The organism is Planktotalea sp. (genome assembly GCF_049680325.1).
In the GTDB taxonomy this organism is placed as follows: Bacteria; Pseudomonadota; Alphaproteobacteria; order Rhodobacterales; family Rhodobacteraceae; genus Planktotalea.
In genome coordinates, this window is sequence record NZ_JBAUHO010000191.1 from 1 (window position 1) to 3701 (window position 3701).

Annotated in this window: 3 protein-coding genes; all 3 read left to right on the forward strand. The window is 52.0% G+C overall.

What is annotated here, in order from left to right; genetic code table 11:
• Positions 1-1019 (forward strand): hypothetical protein (locus tag WBC85_RS08700; protein WP_424435401.1); only part of this gene is annotated, 1019 nt, incomplete at its 5' end.
• A gap of 14 nt (positions 1020-1033) precedes the next feature.
• Positions 1034-2605 carry a hypothetical protein gene (locus WBC85_RS08705; protein ID WP_424435404.1) on the forward strand — a complete coding sequence of 524 codons (1572 nt, stop codon included), beginning with the start codon at positions 1034-1036 and terminating at the stop codon, positions 2603-2605.
• Positions 2602-3701, forward strand: a 1100-nt coding sequence (locus WBC85_RS08710; protein ID WP_424435407.1) for a DegT/DnrJ/EryC1/StrS family aminotransferase, incomplete at its 3' end; no start/stop codon positions are given. The genes WBC85_RS08705 and WBC85_RS08710, both read left to right, overlap by 4 nt.

The window sequence follows — 3701 nt, forward strand, 5'->3', positions numbered from 1 at the left end:
CACATGAAGCGGCACATGGCCCTGTGCATTCATATGCTTTTAGGCTTCCCACTGATCTAGCACCGCTGTGGGAGTACGCTTGGGTCAATCGCATTGCGCTGTTTTTGCGTCGCTGGGCCGCCCGTCAGGCGAATATTCCCGAAGACACACTTTTTGGCCCGTTACCTGAACCTGAAATTCGCTTAACCCACGATGTAGACGCGCTGGAAAAAACGTTCCCAACGCGTGCCAAGGCACTTGCCTTTGATCTGTTTAATGCCGCGCGTTTGATCTCCAAAGGGGATCTGAAGCAGGCATTCAAGCGCATCAAAAAAGGGATTAGTTTCTTTTTTCGCTGTGCGAATTACAATCATCTCGATCAAATCAAAACCCTTGAGCAAAGCTTTGGCCAGACAAGCACATTCAATGTTTATGGCGGCAAAACACGCACACCGCGCTCTCTAAAGAGTTTTCTGATGGACCCCGGCTATGACATCACAAATCCCAAGTTTAGCATGCCGTTCCAGCAGCTTGCGAACTCTGGGTTTCGCATAGGCGTCCATCCTTCTTTTGACGTCTTTGATGATCCTATTCGCCTACGTGCCCAGATGGATAGAATTGAGCATGCATGCGGCCAGCCTGTCACAGAAATTCGCCAACATTGGCTACGTTTCACTTGGTCAGGAACCTGGCATGCGCAAGAAGCGGCGGGCCTCATGCTCGACACGACCTTGGGTTTCAATGACCGTCCCGGTTTTCGCAACGGGGCTGCCCTCAGTATGCCTGCCTGGATCGCTTCAGAACAGCGTGCCTCGAAAACGCTCTCCAGCCAGCCACTCATGCTGATGGACTCGCATTTGTTTGACTATGACCTCTCCGATGAGGCCACCCGCCGGCACACGATTGATTATTGGCTCGATGAGGTGAAAGCGGTAAGAGGGCTCACAACTATTGTTTGGCACCAACGAGTGTTTCATCCTAAAGACTATGGCTGGGGGGATGATTATAAATACCTTCTTTCTCGCCTTCCGTGCGTTTGAAAAGGACAACTCTGATGACTCTGCCTACATCTGACGTGTCCGCCGCCTGTCCGTATTTACAACAGGTACACCGCGCTTTGCCGCGCTTGCTTGCGCTCTATGATCGTGACCCACTTGGGAACACGTTTGGGCTTGGGGATCGGACCTTTTGGGCTTGGAAGCTCAAGGATTTTGCCAATGCAACACAGCAAGGTGCCGCCAGCGGATTGGCACGGTTATTAGTCGCAGGCCTCCTTCCTGAAGGTATGCGAGAGAATGCAATTCTGTCGCGGATCAAGGCCATCATATCAGGCTCTAAACACATAACAGCGCGCAACGGATCTCTTGCTGAGGCCCTACCAAATGAAGGGTCTTTCTGCGTCACGGCCTTGATCGCCGCCGACATTCTGACAGCTGTCATGCTACTTGGGGATCGCTTGAGTAAAGCAGAGCGACAAGAGGCGCTATCCGTTGTGCGTCCGTGGATCGCTTTTTTGCACAAGCAAGACGAAGGTCATGGTATCATCTCAAACCATTTAGCGGTGGCGGTTTTAGCTCTTGTTCTTTGGAGCAAGTTGAGCGGCGAGAATTGCGGTCCTCGGGCTCAGCTTTTCTTAGATCGCATTCTTGCGCACCGCTCAGATGAGGGCTGGTTTCGCGAATATGATGGCGCAGACCCCGGCTATCAAAGCTGGCTGATGAGTTCTCTTACTGCTGTCCATCGCCTGCGCCCTGACTGGAATCTTGGACCCGCTTTGCATCAAGGCGTAGATTTTCTCACTTATTTTGCCCATCCCGATGGTTCTTACGGCGGACTTTATGGCAGTCGCATGACACGTTTCTGCTTTCCTGCAGCGTTTGAGGCATTGGCCTTTGAACACGGCGCCGCCCACGCCCTTGCGCAGTTTTTTCGCGCCAGCCTTCCGTATCATAGTCTAGTAACTTTAGATGCAATTGATGCTCATAATCTCGTGCCCTTGTTTAACGACTACGCTTGGGCCGCAGTAGAGCGCGCGCGCAGTGATACCCGCCAATCCGTAACATTGTTGCCTGCGCAGGCTGGCACTCTGCGCCGTCACTTCAAGGAAGCAGGGCTGTTAATCGACAGTTCCAAGCAGCACTATACCGTGACAGCCTTGTTCAAAGGTGGCGCGCTGCTGCATTTCAAAAATGGCGATCTTGCGCGCGAAGATGCTGGCACCATCTGCGTGAAAAGCCACGCTCCTGTGCTCACCTCGCAATTTGTGGACCATGAAGCCTGTGTCAACATTGCTGCAGATACAGTTTATATCAAGAGCGCGCTACGCCCTGTGACACGTCAGCTTCCCAGCCCGCTTCGATTTATCATTCTGCGGTGTTTGTCGCTGAGCGTGTTGCGATCCATGACACTGGGAAATCTGACCAAACGCTTACTTGCGGCTTTACTTGTGACAGGTCTGCCTATAGCGAAAGGTAGTGTTACGCGACGCATCACCTTGGGGCCAGATTTACAAATTGAAGATGAGCCTCAAGCGCCCACCGGATACATCTCTAAAGTAGAGCCCTCCTTTCGCGCAATCCACATGGCCAGTCAGGGCTATTGGCAAGCCTCGGATGACGCACAATGATCCCGCGTTTTAAAGCTGATTTTGGATGGGCTGAACTTAGTGCAGCACTGACGCCGTCCGGGCCTGCACACGAGGCTCTGAATGCTTTTGAGCGACGCTTCGCAGCACTGTTTGATCAGAAACACGCCATAGCTACCCCTTATGGGCGCACCGGGCTTATTTTCGTGCTAAACGCAATGGGCTTACAAGATGACGAGGTGCTTTGCCCTGCCTACACTTGCCTGGTGGTCCCCGAAGCGATTGAAAAAAGCGGCAACCATACTGTTTTCGTCGACTGCGTTGCACAGGATTACAATGTGGATTTCGATCTGCTGGAGCAAGCCGTCAGTCCAAAAACCAAAGCTTTCATTGCCACCTCGATCTTCGGGCATCCGCTTAACCTTGATAAGTTGGCTCAGTTCAGAGCCTGCCATCCGCAAATCAAAATAATACAGGATTGCGCCCATAGCTTTGCGGCTGAGTGGAACGGGCAATCTGTTGTTCCTGTCGGTGATGCCGCGCTGTTTGGGTTGAATATCTCCAAGACCATTTCGTCGGTTTTTGGCGGTATGGTCACAACAGATGATACTGCTCTGGCAACACGCCTGCGCGAGATCAACGCAGCACGTTTGACCCAGCCAGGTTGGCTAAAACCCGTCAAGCGGCGTCTGTATCTAATCGCTTCCATGCTCGCCTTTGTCCGCCCAGCTTACAAAATCGTAAACATGCTGGAACGCGCACATTTTTTGGATCGCTTCACGGTTTATCACAACGACTCGTCTGTCTTCATGCCTGCGGACTATCTCGAAGCCTTGGGCGCGTTTGAAGCGCGTATTGGCCTTATTCAGACACGAAAATACGCCCAAATCATCGCGCATCGCCGTCAGATCGCTGCGCTGTATTTTAAACATCTCGCTGCGCTAGACGGCCCTGATTTCAAACTACCAGTAAACGATTTAGGGGCCACTTATTCGCATTTTGCAATTCGAACACCACATGCTACCAAGTTAATCAAGACATGCCATCAGCGTGGCATTCAACTGGGATCTTTGATTGATTATCATTGCCCTGATAACGGCGCGTTTCAAAATGCGCGCTATGTCGGGAACAAAGAGGC

What these genes read in the sequence shown, in the direction of transcription:
- WBC85_RS08705 (WP_424435404.1), top strand. Translation starts at nt 1,034, where the DNA reads ATGACTCTGCCTACATCTGACGTGTCCGCCGCCTGTCCGTATTTACAA.